The 14,440-nt window shown below is 67.6% G+C and carries 11 protein-coding genes; 8 read left to right on the top strand and 3 right to left on the bottom strand.

Translation table 11 applies throughout. The annotated features are described in order from the left end of the window. Positions 1-21: 21 nt before the first annotated feature. From boxB to E5S69_RS11140, 3 genes are all read right to left on the bottom strand, one after another. Positions 22-1,446 (bottom strand): benzoyl-CoA 2,3-epoxidase subunit BoxB, encoded by a 1,425-nt coding sequence (gene boxB, locus E5S69_RS11150; RefSeq protein WP_171514707.1) that lies wholly within the window; start codon positions 1,444-1,446, stop codon positions 22-24. 31 nt (positions 1,447-1,477) lie between these two features. Further along, the gene (gene boxC / locus E5S69_RS11145; RefSeq protein WP_171514706.1) at positions 1,478-3,175 is read right to left on the bottom strand and encodes a 2,3-epoxybenzoyl-CoA dihydrolase; all 1,698 of its coding nucleotides are present in this window, start codon (positions 3,173-3,175) and stop codon (positions 1,478-1,480) included. 119 nt (positions 3,176-3,294) lie between these two features. Continuing rightward, positions 3,295-4,242: a helix-turn-helix transcriptional regulator gene (locus E5S69_RS11140; RefSeq protein ID WP_171514705.1), complete on the bottom strand. Its 948-nt coding sequence runs from the start codon at positions 4,240-4,242 to the stop codon at positions 3,295-3,297. A 269-nt stretch (positions 4,243-4,511) separates the two neighbouring features. On the opposite strand from E5S69_RS11140, the gene E5S69_RS11135 reads away from it, so the two are divergent. The 8 genes from E5S69_RS11135 to E5S69_RS11100 all read left to right on the top strand — a co-directional run bounded on the left by E5S69_RS11135 (position 4,512) and on the right by E5S69_RS11100 (position 14,176). Then, positions 4,512-6,116 carry a benzoate-CoA ligase family protein gene (locus tag E5S69_RS11135; protein WP_171514704.1) on the top strand — a complete coding sequence of 535 codons (1,605 nt, stop codon included), beginning with the start codon at positions 4,512-4,514 and terminating at the stop codon, positions 6,114-6,116. Positions 6,117-6,157: 41 nt separating this feature from the next. Next, the gene (locus E5S69_RS11130) at positions 6,158-6,973 is read left to right on the top strand and encodes an alpha/beta fold hydrolase (RefSeq protein ID WP_236901279.1); all 816 of its coding nucleotides are present in this window, start codon (positions 6,158-6,160) and stop codon (positions 6,971-6,973) included. A 121-nt stretch (positions 6,974-7,094) separates the two neighbouring features. After that, complete coding sequence (locus E5S69_RS11125) at positions 7,095-8,300, top strand: ABC transporter substrate-binding protein (RefSeq protein WP_171514702.1); 1,206 nt, start codon at positions 7,095-7,097, stop codon at positions 8,298-8,300. A gap of 200 nt (positions 8,301-8,500) precedes the next feature. After that, positions 8,501-9,367, top strand: a complete 867-nt coding sequence (locus E5S69_RS11120) for a branched-chain amino acid ABC transporter permease (RefSeq protein WP_171514701.1) — start codon at positions 8,501-8,503, stop codon at positions 9,365-9,367. Position 9,368: 1 nt separating this feature from the next. Continuing rightward, on the top strand, positions 9,369-10,451 hold the full coding sequence (locus tag E5S69_RS11115) for a branched-chain amino acid ABC transporter permease (protein WP_171514700.1): 1,083 nt from the start codon (positions 9,369-9,371) through the stop codon (positions 10,449-10,451). Continuing rightward, positions 10,448-11,218 carry an ABC transporter ATP-binding protein gene (locus E5S69_RS11110; RefSeq protein ID WP_171514699.1) on the top strand — a complete coding sequence of 257 codons (771 nt, stop codon included), beginning with the start codon at positions 10,448-10,450 and terminating at the stop codon, positions 11,216-11,218. The genes E5S69_RS11115 and E5S69_RS11110 overlap by 4 nt, the downstream gene beginning before the upstream one ends. Then, a complete protein-coding gene (locus E5S69_RS11105) occupies positions 11,215-11,955 on the top strand; it encodes an ABC transporter ATP-binding protein (protein WP_171514698.1) in 741 nt (246 codons plus the stop codon). Before E5S69_RS11110 ends, E5S69_RS11105 begins: the two co-directional genes overlap by 4 nt. A 322-nt stretch (positions 11,956-12,277) precedes the next feature. Beyond that, positions 12,278-14,176 carry a potassium transporter Kup gene (locus E5S69_RS11100; RefSeq protein WP_171514697.1) on the top strand — a complete coding sequence of 633 codons (1,899 nt, stop codon included), beginning with the start codon at positions 12,278-12,280 and terminating at the stop codon, positions 14,174-14,176. Positions 14,177-14,440: the final 264 nt, after the last annotated feature.

Here is a 14,440-nt window from a genome sequence, read left to right as displayed (position 1 = left end):
GCAATCTGGTTTGGTTCTGGTTCAGTTGAAGCGCACGTACTCGAAATCCATCGGCTGGCGGTTGATGCCCACCGCCGGCGGGGCAATCCAGTTGGCGTACTTGCCTGGTTCAGTGACGCGACCCATCAGCGAGGCGACGAAGGCGCGGTCTTCGTCGGTCGCCAGCCAGTCGCGTTGGTTGGCCTGCCATTCGGCTTCCGATATCAGCTGGCCTGCGGGCGAGACATGGACATTGGCCAGCGTGCCGATCTTGCGGTTGAAGGCCTTGTGCGGCACGGTCAGCCGGAACGCGATGCCGGCCTTTTCGATAACCTTGTTCCAGCGCGCGACGCCGCCCATGCTGTCCTTGATATAGTCGTCGCGCAGCACTTCATTGAGCGCGTTGAGCATGGGCACCTCGCGCTCCCCTAGGTGGCCGTCGCGCACGTCCAGCACGCGGTAGACCTCGCCCTTGAGCACGTGGTCGTCGGCGCGCTTGCCTTCCTCGAAGCGGCCCTTCAGGCCCGCGCTGTAGAAGGTGGCCGCGTTCGAAGACTGGTCGGCGCCGAACAGGTCGATGGTGACGCTGTAGTGGAAGTTCAGGTAGCGCTGGATGGTGGGCAGGTCGATCACGCCCGCGGCGCGCACCTCGGCAGGGTCTTCGATGCCGCGCTCGCGCATCACCTCGCAAGTGCGCTGGATCACGCGCGATACGCCCGACTCGCCGACGAACATGTGGTGCGCTTCCTCGGTCAGCATGAAGCGCGTGGTGCGTGCCAGCGGATCGAAGCCGGACTCGGCCAGCGCGCATAGCTGGAACTTGCCGTCGCGGTCGGTGAAGTAGGTGAACATGAAGAACGACAGCCAGTCGGGCGTGCGCTCGTTGAAGGCGCCGAGGATGCGCGGGTTGTCCTGGTCGCCCGAGCGGCGCTCCAGCAGCGCCTCGGCTTCCTCGCGGCCATCGCGGCCGAAATAGCGGTGCAGCAGGTACACCATGGCCCACAGGTGGCGGCCTTCTTCCACGTTGACCTGGAACAGGTTGCGCAGGTCGTACAGGCTGGGGGCGGTCAGCCCGAGGTGGCGCTGCTGCTCGACCGAGGCCGGCTCGGTATCGCCCTGCGTCACGATGATGCGGCGCAGGTTGGCGCGGTGCTCGCCCGGCACGTCCTGCCAGGCCGCTTCGCCCTTGTGCTCGCCGAAGTGGATGCGGCGCTCGGGATCGGCCGGCTGCAGGAAGATGCCCCAGCGGTAGTCTGGCATTTTGACGTGGTCGAAATGCGCCCAGCCCGATGTATCCACCGACACCGCGGTGCGCAGGTACACATCGAAGTCATGCGAGCCATCGGGCCCCATGTCGCGCCACCAGTCGAGGAATGCGGGCTGCCAGTGTTCCAGCGCGCGCTGCAGCGCGCGGTCGTCGGACAGGTTGACGTTGTTCGGGATCTTCTGGCTGTAGTCGATGCTCACGGGCTGTCTCCTGTGTGGTCTGGTCGGGCGTCTAGACGCGGTCCCAGTCGAAGCGGGCCTTGTTGCCGCTGCCGAAGACCTTCAGCGCGCCGTGCTCGCCGACGGCGTTGGGGCGCTGGAAGATCCAGTTCTGCCACGCGGTCAGGCGGCCGAAGATGCGCGTTTCCATGGTCTCGGCGCCGCCGAAGCGCAAGTTGGCTTCCATCCCGGTCAGCGCATCCGGCGACAGGCTGGCGCGTTCCTCCAGGGCGATGCGGATCTCGTCTTCCCAGTCGATATCGTCGGGGGCCGCGGTGATCAGGCCGAGCGAGTCGGCGCTGAGCGCGTCCAGCGGTGCGCCGATGTGGTCGCGCACCGCGCCCAGCGCGGCTTCGTCGCCGTAGAAGCGTGCGCTCAGCCGGGTTTGCCCATTGGGCATCGGGTAGTGGCCGAAGTTGAGCGCCGAAACGAACACGCGCGGCGCGTCGTCGGGCGCGTCGGGCAGGTGCAGCATATAGCTGCGGTCGGCGCCCAGCGCCAGTTCCAGCAGCGTGCCGGCAAAGCAGGAATCGGGCTCGATCAGTGCGATCAGGCTGCGCGAGGAGACGTCCAGCCGCGCCAGCGTGCGGCGCAGCATGCCCACGGTCTCGCGCACGAACCAGTGGCCGGCGTGTGCGTCCAGCACGGCATCGGCCGCCAGCACCGCGGCCGGGTCGCCATCGGTCTTCAGCACCCAGATGCCGATGTCGAGATGGTTGGTGCGCAGCGTCAGGATGGCGTCGTCGAGCTCGCGCGCCATCTTCAGCGGCCACCATTGCGCGCCCGCCGCGACCACGCCGGCAAGATCGGCGGGCTGGTGCTTGTCCGGCCCGAACACGGTCAGCGTGGCCTTGCGCGCGGCGGCATCGATATGCACGCGCACGGTCTCGTAGCGATAGCCGTCTGGCTCCACCGCGCGCGACAGCGGCGTCAGCGTGATGCCGTGGTGACCCTGGGGGCGGTCGCTGCCTGCCGCCAGCGCCGCGGCGCGCTCGGCGATGTACTCGGCGAAGCGCGCCGGCTTGACTACCTCGTCGACCAGCTTCCAGTCTTTGGCGCGCTGGCCGCGCACGCCTTCGGTGGTGGTGCAGAAGATATCGGCGTGGTCGCGGCGCACATGGCGCTTGTCGGTCACGCGCGTGAGGCCGCCGGTGCCCGGCAGCACACCCAGCAGCGGCACCTCGGGCAGGCTCACTGCGGAGGAGCGGTCGTCGACCAGCACGATCTCGTCGCACGCCAGTGCCAGCTCATAGCCGCCGCCGGCGGTGGTGCCGTTGCAGGCTGCGATGAACTTCAGCCCCGAGTGCCGGCTGGCGTCCTCGATGGCATTGCGGGTCTCGTTGGTGAACTTGCAGAAATTGACCTTCCATGCGTGCGACGACTGCCCCAGCATGAAGATATTGGCGCCCGAGCAGAAGATGCGCTCGCGCGCGCTGGTCAGCACCACGGTGCGGACCTCGGGGTGCTCGAAGCGGATGCGCTGCAGCGCGTCGTGCAGTTCGATGTCGACGCCGAGGTCGTAGGAATTGAGCTTGAGCGCATAGCCCGGACGCAGGCCGCCTTCTTCATCGACATCCATCGCCAGCGTGGCGACGGGGCCGTTGAAACTCAGCTTCCAGTGGCGGTACTGGTCCGGATGGCGCTCGAACGTGACAGGCGCGGGGGCGTCTGCCTGGCCGGGGCGTTGCGGGGCGATTGCCGGCGTGGACATGGCTGTCTCCTGAGTGCACTATAGTGCCTTGCGGCTTTTGATGAAATATAGTGCATGGAGACGGCGGGTGCAACGTCTTTGTCAGCGCGGCGGCAGGCGGGTCGCCAGCGCGGGCGGCATCAGGCGCCGGCGGCCTGCAGCTGGGCGCGCAGTTGCTGCAGCGAGGTGGCGGCGTCCTGGCCGCTGGTGTCGATCGACAGGTCGGCCCGGTCATACAGCGGGGCGCGTGCCTGCAGGATGCGGCGCAGGTCGGCCATGGCCTCGCGGTTGCCTTCCATCGGCCGCATGTCGCCCTGCGCCACCACGCGCGCCATGTGCTCTTCCGGCGAGGTGCGCACCCAGATGGTGTAGCACTGGGCCAGCAGCAGGTTGAAGGTAGCTGGTTCCGAGACCAGGCTGCCAGGGGTGGCCAGCACCACGCGGTCGTGTTCGCGCAGGGTCCGCTCCAGCGCGCGCATTTCATAGCGGCGATAGGCGGCCTGCCCGTACAGCGAGTGGATCTCGGACAGGCTGGCGCCCGCTTCCTGCTCGATCACGGCATTCAGTTCGACGAAGGGTACGTCGCGCACGGCCGCCAGCGCGCGTCCAAGCGTCGATTTGCCGGCGCCGCGCAGGCCGATCAGCGCGATGCGGCGGTGGCGCGCATCGCCGGATTCCGCCGGCGCCAGCGCATGGCGGCAGGCTTCGCGCACGCGCGCCATGTCCCCGGCCGGCAGCTGCGCCAGCCATTGCACCATCTGCGCGAACTCGGACGCCTGCTGGCCGTTGAGGCTGTCCACTTCGGCCAGCACCACCGGCAGCGGCACGTCCAGCGCGCGCGCCACCTGCCGCAGCAGCAGCACCGAGGCGTTGCCGGTGCCGGTTTCCAGGTTGGCAAGATAGCGTTCGGAGACTGCTGCGCCGCGCGCCAGGTCCTTGCGCGACATGCCGCGCGAGGCGCGCAGCGAACGGATGCGCTCGCCCAGCTGGGTCAGGTAGGGGTCGCGTTCAGCATTGGCAGCGGCTGCGGGAGGCATGTCGGCCTCGTCGGCGCTGGTGGCAGGCAGCGGGGCGGAATCGCGGCGCATGGTGTCGGTCGGTTGGTGCGGCCAAAAAACAAGGGCGAATTATACGGTCAGCGCGGTGGGCCAAGTGGTGCCGAAGGCGGCTGCCGCCGGCAACCCTGTCCTATAGTGCATTCCCTTGGTTGCATAATAGTTGATGTGAAATAAAATGCATCAACAAGCGGATCCCGGCTGCAACCCGGCCGGCACCGAAAACAGCGACTGGCCTGGCGCGCCGGCGCGTGCCCGCCGGCGAGCGGCGGCCGCGGCGCGCGACACCAAGGAGTGCAGACATGACGCCCCCGAATCCCGCCGCCGGCACCGCCAGTGCCATGGCGGCGCTGCCGTCACGCTATAACGCCGCCGACGACCTGTTGTCACGCAATCTCGCGGCCGGCCGTGGCGGCAAGACCGCTTATCTCGACGACACCGCTGCGCTGACCTACGCCGAGCTCGACGACCGTGCCCGCCGCTTTGCCGGCGCACTGCGTGCGGCAGGTTTTCGCCAGGAAGAGCGGGTGCTGGTGTGCGCGCTCGACACCATCGATTTTCCGGTCGTGTTCCTCGGCTGCCTGCTCGCGGGGGTGGTGCCGGTGGCGGTCAATACCCTGCTGACCGCTGAGGACTACGCCTACATGCTGGGCCACAGCGGCGCCCGCGCGGTGGTGGTCTCCGAGCCGCTGCTGCCGGTAATGAAGGCCGCGATCGACCAGAGCGGACTGTCCCCGACCGTGATCCAGGCGGCCCCGCACGCGGACGCCGCGCCGTCCTGCAGCGTCGGCGCGATGCTGGCGCGCACGCGCGCGCCGGCCCCCGCGGCAGGCACGGGACCCGACGACATGGCGTTCTGGCTGTACTCGTCCGGCTCCACCGGCCGGCCCAAGGGCACCGTGCATACCCATGCCAACCTGTTCCATACCGCCGACCTCTATGCGCGGCAAGTGCTGGGCATCCGCGAGGACGACGTGGTGTTCTCGGCCGCCAAGCTGTTCTTCGCCTATGGGCTGGGCAATGCGCTGACCTTCCCGCTGTCGGTCGGCGCCACCACCGTGCTGATGGCCGAACGGCCCACGCCCGCCGCCGTGTTCAGGCGCCTGCGCGAGCGCAAGCCGACGGTGTTCTGCGGCGTGCCGACGCTGTTCGCCGGCATGCTGGCCGCGCCCGACCTGCCGCCGCGCGCCGAGGTGGCGCTGCGCGTGTGCACCTCGGCCGGCGAGGCGCTGCCGCGCGATATCGGCGAGCGCTTCCGCGCGCATTTCGGCTGCGACATCCTCGACGGCATCGGCTCCACCGAGATGCTGCATATCTTCCTGTCGAACCGGCCCGGTGCGGTGCGCTACGGCACCACCGGCGTGCCGGTCCCCGGCTATGAACTCAAGCTGCTCGACGAGCAAGGCGAGCCGTGCGCGGAGGGCGAGATCGGGGACCTCTATATCAAGGGCCCCAGCGCCGCGCTGATGTACTGGTGCAACCGCGACAAGAGCCGCGAGACCTTTGTCGGCGCCTGGACGCGCAGCGGCGACAAGTACCTGCGCGATGCGGACGGGTACTACACCTACGCCGGCCGCAGCGATGACATGCTGAAGGTGGGTGGCATCTACGTCTCGCCGTTCGAGGTCGAGGCGGCGCTGGCACAGCACCCGGCCATACTTGAAGCCGCGGTGATCGGCGTGACCGATGCCGATGAGCTGGTCAAGCCCAAGGCGTTCGTGGTGCTGCGCCCCGGCCAGCAATGGCATGACGGCATGGCGGCGGAACTGCAGGCCTTTATCAAGTCGCGCCTGGCGCCGTACAAGTATCCGCGCCAGATCGAATGCGTGCCCGAGTTGCCCAAGACCGCCACCGGCAAGATCCAGCGCTTCCGGCTGCGCCAGCGCGAGCAGGCCGCGCGCGCCTGAAGCGCAATTCCCCTGAACCGATGCAACCAGACAAGTTATCCATGCCCAGCAGCCTGGTCGAGATCCCGTTCGACAACCGCCATATCCAGATCGAGTACCAGTGGCTGCGCGCTGAGCGCGCGCAGCGCCCGCTGGTGGTGTTTCTGCACGAGGGCCTGGGCTCGGTCAGCATGTGGCGGGACTTTCCGCAGGCCTTCTGCGAGGCCGGCGATTACCGCGGGCTGGTGTTTTCGCGCTACGGTTACGGGCGCTCCACGCCGCGGCCGCACGACGAGAAGTGGCGCCCCGATTTCATGCACCGGCAGGCGCGCGAGGCGCTGCCCGCGCTGTTCGATGCGCTCGAGATCGGACCCGGCCGCGCGCGCGGCACACCCTGGCTGCTCGGCCACAGCGATGGCGCTTCGATCGCGCTGATCCATGCCGCCAGCTTTCCACGCGCGGTGGCCGGCATCACCGTGCTGGCGCCGCATATCGTGGTCGAAGACCTGTCGGTGCGCAGCATCGCGGCGACGCGCCAGGCCTACCTGGAGACCGACCTGCGCGCGCGCCTGGCGCGCCATCATGCGGATGTCGATTCCGCCTTCTGGGGCTGGAACGATATCTGGCTCGATCCGGAGTTCCGCGGCTGGGACCTGCGGCCGCTGCTGTCCGGGCTGCAGTGCCCGGTGCTGGCGGTGCAGGGCGAGGACGACGAGTACGGCACCATGGCGCAGATCGAGGGTATCCATCGATATGCCCCCCAGACCACCTTGCTTAAACTCGCGCGATGCGGACATTCGCCCCATCGCGACCAAAAAGAGCCGTTGACGATGGCCGCGGTTCGGCATATAAACGCATATACTTCAAACCTAAAATAATTCGGCTTCCCGCCGCTTGCGCAGGGATTCCCGGTGCCGGATGCGCCGGCGGTCCGTGGCAAGGGCAGGGGTGACCGGCAACGGTCCAGCGAGCCAACCGGCTTGACCACCAGGAGACACCATGCGTCGCTTCCCCTCGCGCAGGCTTGCGCCTGCCTGCCTTGCCGTCGCCACCGTCTTTGCCATGGCCGGCGCTGCTGCGCAGCCCGCGGCGCCCGCGGCTGGCGCGCCCGCCGGCGGCAAGATCAAGGTCGGCTTCATGCTGCCGTACACCGGCACCTATGCCGCGCTGGGCAACGCCATCGAGAATGGCTTCCGCATGTACGTGCAGCAGCAGGGCGGCAAGTTGGGCGGCCGCGAGATCGAATACTTCAAGGTCGACGATGAGTCCGATCCGGCCAAGGCGCCGGAAAATGCCACCAAGCTGGTCAAGCGCGACCAGGTCGACGTGGTGGTGGGCACGGTGCATTCCGGCGTGCAGATGGGCATCGTCAAGGTAGCCAAGGAAAACAACACGCTGCTGATCATTCCCAATGCCGGCGTCGACGAGGCCACCGGGCCGCTGTGCGGGCCCAACATCTTCCGCACCTCGTTCTCGAACTGGCAGCCGGGCTATGCGATGGGGCAGGTGCTGGGCGAGCGCGGCCTGAAGAAGGTGGTGACGCTGACCTGGAAATACGCTGCCGGCGAGCAGTCGGTCAAGGGCTTCAAGGAAGCGTTCGAGGCCAAGGGCGGCAAAGTGGTGAAAGAGCTGAGCCTGCCGTTTCCCAACGTCGAGTTCCAGGCGCTGATCACCGAAGTGGCGTCGCTCAAGCCCGATGCCGTGTTCGTGTTCTTTGCCGGCGGCGGCGCGGTCAAGTTCGTCAAGGATTGGGCCGCGGCAGGGCTGAAGGACAAGATCCCGCTGTATGGATCCGGCTTCCTGACCGACGGCACGCTCGAGGCACAAGGCAACGCCGCGCAGGGGCTGGAAACCACGCTGCATTATGCCGACGGCCTGACCAACCCGCGCGACAAGAACTTCCGCCTGGACTACGCCAAGGCCTACAAGCTGCAGCCCGACGTGTACGCGGTGCAGGGCTACGATGCCGCCCAGCTGCTGGCGGCCGGCGCAGCCGCGGTCAAGGGCGACATGACGCGCAAGGCCGACCTCTACAAGGCCATGGGCGGCGCGCGGATCGACAGCCCGCGCGGGGCCTTCACGCTGTCCAAGGCGCATAACCCGGTGCAGGATTTCTACCTGCGCAAGGTCGACGGGCGCGAGAACAAGGTCAGCACGGTGGCGGTGAAGGCGCTGGCTGACCCGGCGCGGGGGTGCAGGTTGTAAGCATTTTCTTTCCAGCGTGTTTGCTCCCCTCTCCCGCCTGCGGGAGAGGGGCAGGGGGAGAGGGCGGGAGTCGCCACGGAGTGAGGGCCTTCGCTCCAAGCCAGCGCCGGCCCTCTCCTCCAACCCCTCTCCCGCGTGCGGGAGAGGGGAGCCCGCCACTAGCATGCGTGGCGCTCCCGGTTCCTTGAAGTATTGCCCGCATGGACATCGTCTCCTTCCTCATCCAGTGCCTGAACAGCGTCCAGTACGGCCTGCTGCTGTTCCTGGTGGCCAGCGGCCTGACGCTGATCTTCGGCATCATGGGCGTGATCAACCTGGCCCACGGCAGCTTCTACATGCTGGGCGCGTACCTGGCCTTCACCCTGGCCGGCCTGACCGGCAACCTGTTCATTGCCATTCCGCTGGGCATCGTGCTGGCGGTGGCATTCGGCTATGTGCTGGAGTGGGCGTTCTTCAGCTACCTGTATGAGCGCGATCACCTGCAGCAGGTGCTGATGACCTATGGCCTGATCCTGGTGTTCGAGGAACTGCGCAGCATCCTGGTCGGCGATGACGTGCACGGCGTGCAGGTGCCGGCGCTGCTCGACGGCGCGCTGCCGATCGGCAACGACATGACCTACCCGGTGTACCGCCTGTTTATCTCCGCCATCTGCCTGGCGGTGGCGGTGGCGATGTATTACGTGATCCGCCGCACGCGGCTGGGCATGATGATCCGCGCCGGCGCCACCAACCGCGAGATGGTGCAGTCGCTCGGCATCAATATCACGGTGCTGTACCGCTTTGTGTTTGCGCTCGGCGTGGCGCTGGCGGTGCTGGCCGGGATGATCGCCGCGCCGGTGTCGTCGGTCTATCCGGGCATGGGCGCGCAGGTGCTGATCGTCTGCTTCGTGGTGGTGGTGATCGGCGGCATCGGCTCGGTCAAGGGGGCGCTGGTGGCGTCGTTGTTGCTGGGTTTTGTCGATACCTTCGGCAAGGTGTTCTGGCAGGAGGCGGCCGGTGTGCTGATCTACCTGCTGATGGCGGTGATCCTGCTGTGGAAGCCGCAGGGGCTGTTCAAGGCGGGATGACATGAATCCGACGACAATGCCGGCACGCCGGCACGCTGCGCGCAACGCCACGCTCGCCACCGCGCTGGGCTGGGTGGTGGCTTTTGCGGTGCTGGCCGGGCTGCCGCTGCTGCTGACCGCGGACAGCCACAAGTTCTATATCGAGCTGCTCAGCAAGGTGATGATCATGGCGATCTTCGCGCTGTCACTGCAGCTGCTGATCGGCTACACCGGGCTGGTCAGCCTCGGCCATGCCGCGTACTTTGCCATGGCCGCATACGCCACCGCGATGCTGGCGCCGCAGAGCGGCCCCGGCAACGGCTGGGTCCTGCTGGCCGGCGCGCTGGCGGCATCGGCCGCGCTGGCGCTGGTGGTGGGGGCGCTGGTGCTGCGCACGCGCGGCGTGTATTTCATCATGGTGACGCTGGCGTTCGCGCAGATGGTGTATTTCGTGTTCCATGACACCAAGGTCGCCGGCGGCAGCGACGGCACCTATATCTACTTCCGCCCGGAATTTCCGGTGCCCGGCGAACACCTGCTGACGGTGAACGACCCCATGCACTTTTACTGGCTGGTGTGGCTGGGCCTGGTGGCGACCGTGGCGGTGCTGATGCTGGTGCTGCGCTCGCGCTTCGGCCACGCGCTGGTCGGCATCCGCCACAACGAGCAGCGCATGCGCGCGGCCGGCTATGCCACCTACCGCTACCAGCTGGGCGCCTTTGTCGCGGGCGGGCTGCTGGCGGGGCTGGCGGGGTTTCTCTATGCGATCCAGTTCGGCTTCGTCAATCCGGAGATCGCGTCGTGGCACCAGTCGGGCAACGCCATGCTGATGGTGATCCTGGGCGGCGTCGGCAGCCTCGCCGGCGCGGTGCTGGGCGCGTTTTCGTTCGTGCTGCTGGCCGAATGGTTCAGCACGTTGACCAAGCACTGGCAGCTGCTGCTGGGCGGCTTCATCATGGTCGCGGTGGCGCTGCTGCCGCGCGGGCTGGTCAGCCTGCCGTCGGTGCTGCGGCATGGGCGGCGCCGCCGCAATGGCGACGCCGGCCCGGGCACGGGCGAAGCGGCGGGCAACTCCGAACCGCGCAGCCATACGGAGGCCGCATGAACACGCCTGCCACCCCCATCATCGAGGCGCAGCACCTGACCCGGCGCTTCGGCGGGCTGACCGCCGTGGCGGGCGTCGACCTGACGCTGGCGCTGCATGAGATCCACGCCGTGATCGGCACCAACGGCGCGGGCAAGTCGACCCTGATCAATATGCTGTCCGGCGAATTGCCGCCATCCTCTGGCCGGCTGCGCCTGCAGGGCGAGGACGTGACCGGCTGGTCGCAGCCGCGGCTGGCGCGCCATGGGGTGGGGCGCAGCTACCAGCGCAACAACATTTTCCTGCCGCTGACGGTGCGCGAGAACTGCCGGCTGGCGGCGCAGTCGCGCGCGCAGCGCGCCTGGCGCCTGTGGGAAAGCGCCCAGGGCTGCCGCACCAGCGCAACACTGGCCGACGAGGCCATGGAACGGGCCGGACTGGAGCACCTGGCGGAGCGGCGCGCCAGCGAGCTTGCGCACGGGCAGAAGCGCCAGCTGGAGGTGGCGATGTGCCTCGCCACGCAGCCGGTCGCATTGCTGCTGGACGAGCCGCTGGCGGGCATGGGCGCGGAAGAATCGGCACGGATGCTGGCGCTGCTGCGCGGGCTGCGCGAAGGCCACGCGATCCTGCTGGTGGAGCATGACATGGACGCGGTGTTCTCGGTCGCCGACCGCATCACCGTGATGGTCAACGGCGCCGTGATCGCCACCGGCAGCCCGCAGGCGATCCGCACCAACCACGAAGTCCAGGTCGCCTACCTGGGCGAGGAAGAGAACGAGGCCGCATGAACCTGCCGAACCCCGCGGTGCCCCCTGCCACGCCGATGATCGAGGCTGTCGGCATCAACGCCTGGTATGGCTCGAGCCACGTGCTGCGCGACATCGACTTTACCGTCGGCGCGGGCGAGACGGTCGGGCTGCTGGGGCGCAATGGCATGGGCAAGAGCACGCTGTTGCGCACGCTGCTGGGCCACGTGCGCCAGCGCCAGGGCCGGATCCGCGTGGCCGGGCGCGACGTCTCGCGCGCGCAACCGTTCGAGGTGGCGCGGCTGGGCGTGGCCTACGTGCCCGAGGGCCGCGGCATCTTCCCCAGCCTGTCGGTGCGCGAAAACCTGCTGATGGCCGCACGCAAGGGCTGCAATGGCCGCAGCGACTGGGACGAGGCGCGCGTGCTCGACCTGTTCCCGCGCCTGAAGGAACGCTTGTCCCATGGCGGCCAGCAGTTGTCCGGCGGCGAGCAGCAGATGCTGTCGATCGGCCGCGCGCTGATGACCAATCCGGACTGCCTGGTGCTGGACGAGGCCACCGAAGGGCTGGCACCGCGCATCGTGCGCGAGATCTGGGCGGTGATTGCCACCGTGCGCGGGACCGGCATTGCCTCGGTGGTGGTCGACCGCAATTTCCGCTCGGTGCTGGCCCACGCCGACCGCGCGGTGGTGCTGGAGAAAGGGCGGGTGGTGCTGTCTGGCCCCGCCTCTGACCTGGCCGGCAAGCCGGAAGCCCTGGACCGCTACCTGGGCGTCTGAACCGTCTTTAAATGCCTTATAAGGCGCTAATGTCGCCCAGCCGCAACGGCACTTGCGGGCGCAAGGTGGCGGTGTTTTGCTCTGGCGGGGCTTGACCATCCGCCACTTCCCACCCATTCTTGCGAAGTCACGAAAGCGGCATCCCTTTTTGCCGCAGTGGTCGATAGTCGACAGTTCAACTAGAATTGCGCGCGTTTGTGCAATGCAATAAGAGCCGCAATCAGCACCGGCCCCGGGCGCAGCAACCTGTTGCGCTGAATCGGACCGGACCGCGGCAGAGCCAACCAAGCTGCCGGCGCTTCGGTCGTGCAGACCCAATTTCATGACTCAGTCCACAACCAGCCACTATTTTGTCGAGAGCCCCAGCACGCGCGCGCTGGTGCTCGGCGCGGTAGGCGTCGTCTTCGGCGACATCGGCACCAGCCCGCTCTACGCCCTCAAGGAATGCTTCAGCAAGGAGCACGGCATTGCTTTCAGCACCGACGCCGTGCTGGGCGTGATCTCCATGCTGTTCTGGGCCATGATCATCGTGGTCTCGATCAAGTACGTGGTGTTCGTGATGCGGGCCGACAACGACGGCGAAGGCGGGGTACTGGCGCTGATGGCGCTGGTGCTGCGCACCGTGGCACCACGCTCCGGCAAGGCCCGGGTGCTGATGATGCTGGGCATTTTCGGCGCCTGCATGTTCTACGGCGATGCGGTGATCACCCCGGCGATCTCGGTGCTGTCGGCGGTGGAGGGCCTGGAGATCGCCGCGCCGCAGCTGTCGCAATTCGTGATACCGATCACGCTGGTGATCCTGGCGGCGCTGTTTCTGATCCAGCGCCACGGCACCGCAGCGGTGGGCAAGCTGTTCGGGCCGGTCATGACGGCCTGGTTCGTAGCGCTGGGCGCACTGGGAATCTTCAACCTGGTGCAGGCGCCCGAGATCCTGAAGGCGGTGAACCCCTACTACGGCATCAGCTTCCTGTTGGAGCACGCGCTGCAGGCGTTCATCGTGCTCGGCTCGGTGTTCCTGGTCCTGACCGGCGCCGAGGCCCTGTACGTCGACATGGGCCACTTCGGCGCGCGCCCGATCCGTATCGGCTGGTTTTTACTGGTGATGCCGTGCCTGATGCTGAACTACTTCGGCCAGGGCGCGATGCTGCTGAACAATCCGGCCGGTGCCGAGAACCCGTTCTTCCTGATGGTGCCGGAGTTGCTGCAGATCCCGATGGTGCTGCTGGCCACCTGCGCCACCGTGATCGCCTCGCAGGCGGTCATCTCGGGCGCGTACTCGCTGACCAGCCAGGCCATCCAGCTGGGCTTCCTGCCGCGCATGCGGGTGCGCTATACCTCGGCGGCGGAGATCGGCCAGATCTACCTGCCGGTGGTCAACTGGTTGTTGCTGGTGCTGGTATTCGCCGTGGTGATCTCGTTCAAGAAATCCGAGAACCTGGCGGCGGCCTACGGCATCGCGGTCACCACCACCATGGTCATCACCACCATCCTCGCGACGGTGTGCATGCGCAATGTCTGGAAATGGAACCCCGCGCTGGTGGCCGTGCTGGGCGCGGCCTTTCTCGTGGTGGACCTGTCGTTCTTCGCGGCGAACCTGCTCAAGGTCGCCGAAGGCGGCTGGTTCCCGCTGCTGCTGGGCGCCACCGCATTCTTCCTGCTGATGACTTGGTACAGCGGCCGCAAGCTGCTGCGGGCGCGCAGCCTGGAAGACGGCATCCCGCTCGAGCCATTCATCGCCGGCCTGCTGGCGCACCCGCCGCACCGGGTCGAGGGTACCGCGGTGTTCCTGACCGGCAACACGGATTCAGTGCCGGTGTCCCTGCTGCATAACCTGAAGCACAACCGCGTGCTGCATGAGCGCGTGGTGTTCCTGAACTTCATCACGCGCGACGTCCCCTACGTGGACGACGACCAGCGCCTGAGCTGCAAGGACCTGGGCGGCGGCGTGTTTATCCTGAAGTCCGAGTACGGCTTCAAGGAAACGCCGGACGTGCAGAAGGTGCTGGACCTGGCCGATCGCAAGCTGGGCATGCATTTCGAGCTGATGGAGACCTCCTTCTTCATCGCCCGCGAATCGGTGATCCCGTCCAAGCTGCCGGGCATGCCGATGTGGCGCGAAAGCCTGTTCGCGTGGATGCACCAGAACGGCGCGAAGCCGTCGGACTTCTTCCAGATTCCGGCCAATCGGGTCGTCGAACTGGGCACCAAGGTCGAGATCTGAGCGCGCGCGGGCTACGCCCGCCGTCCGCCCCGCCAGCCCCCGGGCCTGCGCCGCCAGGCGCCCCGGGGGCTTTTCTTTGCGCCGTGATGCCGGCAGCGGGGCACAGGTCCCGGAAAGCGGCCCGCTGGCGGCCCTAGCCGGGACCGTGGCCTCATGCGGCCAGCCCGCCCGCATCCGACAATGCGTCCCTCAGCTTGTCTTCGCCCCGCGCCTTGCCGCAGTTCCCTCATCGGCGTGGCGGCATCCAGACTGCCCCAGCACACC

The organism is Cupriavidus necator (genome assembly GCF_013141915.1).
Lineage (GTDB): Bacteria > Pseudomonadota > Gammaproteobacteria > Burkholderiales > Burkholderiaceae > Cupriavidus > Cupriavidus necator_B.
The sequence above is the reverse complement of the archived record's forward strand: the minus strand, read 5'-3'. Positions and strand labels throughout refer to the sequence as shown.

What these genes read in the sequence shown, in the direction of transcription:
- E5S69_RS11105 (WP_171514698.1), top strand. Translation starts at nt 11,215, where the DNA reads ATGAACCTGCCGAACCCCGCGGTGCCCCCTGCCACGCCGATGATCGAG.
- E5S69_RS11140 (WP_171514705.1), bottom strand. Translation starts at nt 4,242, where the DNA reads ATGCGCCGCGATTCCGCCCCGCTGCCTGCCACCAGCGCCGACGAGGCC.
- E5S69_RS11100 (WP_171514697.1), top strand. Translation starts at nt 12,278, where the DNA reads ATGACTCAGTCCACAACCAGCCACTATTTTGTCGAGAGCCCCAGCACG.
- boxC (WP_171514706.1), bottom strand. Translation starts at nt 3,175, where the DNA reads ATGTCCACGCCGGCAATCGCCCCGCAACGCCCCGGCCAGGCAGACGCC.
- E5S69_RS11115 (WP_171514700.1), top strand. Translation starts at nt 9,369, where the DNA reads ATGAATCCGACGACAATGCCGGCACGCCGGCACGCTGCGCGCAACGCC.
- E5S69_RS11135 (WP_171514704.1), top strand. Translation starts at nt 4,512, where the DNA reads ATGACGCCCCCGAATCCCGCCGCCGGCACCGCCAGTGCCATGGCGGCG.
- E5S69_RS11110 (WP_171514699.1), top strand. Translation starts at nt 10,448, where the DNA reads ATGAACACGCCTGCCACCCCCATCATCGAGGCGCAGCACCTGACCCGG.
- E5S69_RS11125 (WP_171514702.1), top strand. Translation starts at nt 7,095, where the DNA reads ATGCGTCGCTTCCCCTCGCGCAGGCTTGCGCCTGCCTGCCTTGCCGTC.
- E5S69_RS11130 (WP_236901279.1), top strand. Translation starts at nt 6,158, where the DNA reads ATGCCCAGCAGCCTGGTCGAGATCCCGTTCGACAACCGCCATATCCAG.
- E5S69_RS11120 (WP_171514701.1), top strand. Translation starts at nt 8,501, where the DNA reads ATGGACATCGTCTCCTTCCTCATCCAGTGCCTGAACAGCGTCCAGTAC.